Here is a 3420-nt window from a genome sequence, read left to right on the forward strand (position 1 = left end):
CCGCTTGAAAAACAGGGGGGGGGAGCTCATCGAGGATGGGTTGCTCCACCGTGTTCCCCCCCACGGCGCCGGCGCCGATCACAATGACATCGAAATCCCGTTCAAACAGTGCCGTCATGGCAGAAGCCTACGCCCGGCGCCGTGCCGGCGAGCGTCGCCAAACACCCTTTGCAGGACATGGGACCACCGCTACTGTGGGGAACATACTTGGGGGAGGGGCAGGGCGATGACGGCAGGCAACTTGTCCGCAGGCGGACCGGCCGCGGGCGGCGGAACCGCAGCGGGCGTATCGAGAACGGTCGGCATGAGTGCCGCGGGCGTCGGCAGGCCGATGCCGCAGGCGAGATTCAGTGCCCAGGCCCGGCTGCGGGCCCTGCAGGCGGACATCATGGAGCTTATCCTCGAGCGTGAGCTGGAGGCCGGGGATCCGCTGCCGACCGAGAATGAGCTCTCCGCCGTGCTGGGAGTCGGCCGCAACACCCTGCGGGAATCGCTGAAAGTGCTCCAGGCACTGGGCGTGATTGAAATCCGCCACGGCTTCGGCATGTTCGTGGCCCCGAACAATTTCGACGCGCTCGCCGACGGCCTCACGTTCCGGGGCCGGTTGTCGCTGCGGCATCACGGCCAGGAAGCCCTGCAGCTCGTGGAGGTCCGGCAGGCGCTGGAGTCCGGGCTGATTGCCGGTGCCATGGACCTGATAACGGTGCAACATCTGGCAGCCGTCGAGGAATCCGTACTCCGGATGGAGGCGCTGGCCGGCTCCGGAGAGAACTTCGTGGAGGCCGCCGCCGAATTCCACCGCCGCCTGTTCGAACCACTCAACAACGAGCTGCTGGTCAGTCTGCTCGGCGTCTTCTGGCAGGTATACCGGCGGCTCCACGTCGAGCTGGGCGCAGCGGAGGGGGTCGATCTCCTGGCAGAAGCGGCGGTGCACCGGGGGATCTATGAGGCCGTTTCCACCGGGGACAAGGTTCTCGCGGCCCAGCGGCTCCACAGCCACTTCGACGGTATCCGGCGCCGGATCAGCCAGGCCATCTCCCCGTAGCGGTGCGCCACGGGTCCGCCGTCGAGGTTAAACAGCCGTCGAGGGTTAAACAAAAGATCCGCACCGGCGGACCGGTGCGGATCTTTCTCTCTGTGCGCCCAAAGGGATTCGAACCCCTGACCTTCTGTTCCGTAGACAGACGCTCTATCCAGCTGAGCTATGGGCGCATTCTCAGTTCTTGGAACTTCTCGCTCCCCGAACCTCGAATTACTCTACGCGAGGTGGGGCCGTAGTTACAAATCGAGACGGGTGTAATCTAGCCGACTAGACCGGTCTATGTGACCTTAGTCACAAAAAGAGGGCTTTTGGTGCGCGTGATTCCGCGAATTTCCGGGGTTTTTGATTTCCAGCCCCCCGGACATCCCACATCTTGCCCCATTTTCGGGGGGTGATCTAGCCCTACATTTAGGACACACGACTGAACCCGAGGAAGGGAACCGTAATGGGAGATTTGGCGCGACTGCCGTTGCTTGAAAAAGCACCCACCACACATGCTGGCCTGCTGGCATGGGTCGAAGAGGTAGCTGAACTGACCCAGCCGGACCGGATCCACTGGGTAGACGGCTCCGAGGAAGAGAACACCCGGCTCACGGACGAGCTCGTCGCCGCGGGTACGCTGACCCGCCTGAACGAGAAGCTGTTCCCCAAATCTTTCGCGGCATTCTCCGATCCCGCCGATGTGGCCCGCGTCGAAGAGCAGACCTTCATCTGCTCCGAAAACGAACGCGATGCCGGCTTCACCAACAACTGGATGGCTCCGTCGGAGATGAAGGCGAAGCTGCGCGGCCTGTTCAGCGGCTCCATGCGCGGACGCACCATGTACGTCATCCCGTTCGTCATGGGCCACCTTGACGCCGAGGACCCCAAATTTGGCGTGGAGATTACTGACAGCGCCTACGTTGTCGCCTCCATGCGCATCATGGCCACGATCGGCACCGAGGTCCTGGCCAAGATCACCGCCACCAACGCTTTCTTCGTCCCGGCCCTGCACTCCCTGGGCGCACCGCTGGCCCCCGGCCAGGCCGACGTCGCGTGGCCCTGCAACCCGGACAAGTGGATCGTGCACTTCCCCGAGGAGCGCTCCATCTGGTCCTTCGGCTCCGGCTACGGCGGCAACGCCCTGCTAGGCAAGAAATGCTACGCCCTGCGCATCGCGTCCGTGATGGCCCGCGACGAGGGCTGGCTCGCGGAGCACATGCTCATCCTCAAGCTGACCTCGCCGGAGAAGAAGAACTACTACATCTCCGCGGCGTTCCCGTCCGCCTGCGGCAAGACCAACCTTGCCCTGCTGGATCCCACCATCGAGGGCTGGGAGGTCGAAACGCTCGGTGACGACATCACCTGGATGCGGATCGGCAAGGAAGGCGAACTGCGCGCCACCAACCCTGAGGCCGGCCTGTTCGGTGTCGCCCCGGGCACCGGTTGGGGCACCAACCCCAACGCCATGCGCGCCATTGCCAAGGGCCACAGCATCTTCACCAACGTTGCCCTCACGGACGACGGCGGCGTGTGGTGGGAGGGAATGACCGACGAGGTCCCGGCGCACCTGACCGACTGGCAGGGCAATGACTGGACTCCGGCGTCGGACAAGCCTGCAGCCCACCCGAACTCCCGTTTCTGCACCCCGATTTCACAGGTCGACATGCTGGCGGAGGAGTACTTCAGCCCCGACGGCGTGGAACTCTCCGCGATCCTCTTCGGCGGCCGCCGGAAGACCACGGTTCCCCTGGTCACCCAGGCCCGCAGCTGGACCAACGGCATCTTCATGGGCTCCACACTCTCCTCCGAGACGACGGCCGCTGCTGCAGGCCAGGTCGGCGTGCTGCGGCGTGACCCGATGGCCATGCTGCCGTTCATCGGCTATGACGCGGGCGACTACCTGAAGCACTGGATCAGCGTCTCCGGCAAAGCCAACCCGGAACGACTGCCCCACATCTTCCTGGTCAACTGGTTCCGGCGCACGGCCGACGGCGGCTTCGCCTGGCCTGGCTTCGGCGACAACGCACGTGTCCTCAAGTGGGCCATCGAGCGCATCGAAGGCAAGGCGGACGCCGTCGAGACCCCCATCGGCTTCGTGCCGGCCGGGCACTCGCTGGACCTCACCGGCCTGGACCTCACGCACGCCCACGTGGAAGACGCCGTACGCGTGGACCGCGAGGAGTGGGACACCGAGCTCGCCTCCATCGAGGAGTGGTACGCCAAGTTCGGCGACTCCCTGCCCGAGGCGCTGCGCTCAGAGCTCGAGGGCCTGAAGGAACGCATGGCCGCGCACTAGCAGCCAGCAGATCCAACGACGGCGGCCCCGCAAACTGCGAAAAGGGGGGGGAGGCCTTCGTCCTCCCCCCCATTTTTTCTCCACACACCCTCTTAAGGAT

Annotated in this window: 2 protein-coding genes and 1 tRNA gene; 2 read left to right on the forward strand and 1 reads right to left on the reverse strand. The window is 64.8% G+C overall.

Annotation, left to right across the window (positions count from 1 at the left end; translation table 11 throughout):
• The first annotated feature begins 304 nt into the window (after window positions 1–304).
• Window positions 305–1045: a FadR/GntR family transcriptional regulator gene (locus ACZY0Y_RS19665; RefSeq protein WP_463883552.1), complete on the forward strand. Its 741-nt coding sequence runs from the start codon at window positions 305–307 to the stop codon at window positions 1043–1045.
• Window positions 1046–1138: 93 nt separating this feature from the next.
• Here ACZY0Y_RS19665 and ACZY0Y_RS19670 read toward each other — a convergent pair.
• Window positions 1139–1212 (reverse strand) — tRNA-Arg (locus ACZY0Y_RS19670).
• 275 nt (window positions 1213–1487) lie between these two features.
• On the opposite strand from ACZY0Y_RS19670, the gene ACZY0Y_RS19675 reads away from it, so the two are divergent.
• On the forward strand, window positions 1488–3320 hold the full coding sequence (locus ACZY0Y_RS19675) for a phosphoenolpyruvate carboxykinase (GTP) (RefSeq protein WP_463883551.1): 1833 nt from the start codon (window positions 1488–1490) through the stop codon (window positions 3318–3320).
• Window positions 3321–3420 lie beyond the last annotated feature (100 nt).

The organism is Pseudarthrobacter kochi (assembly GCF_055412805.1).

Coding starts and splice junctions, on each gene's coding strand:
- ACZY0Y_RS19665 (WP_463883552.1), top strand. CDS start 305: ATGAGTGCCGCGGGCGTCGGCAGGCCGATGCCGCAGGCGAGATTCAGT.
- ACZY0Y_RS19675 (WP_463883551.1), top strand. CDS start 1,488: ATGGGAGATTTGGCGCGACTGCCGTTGCTTGAAAAAGCACCCACCACA.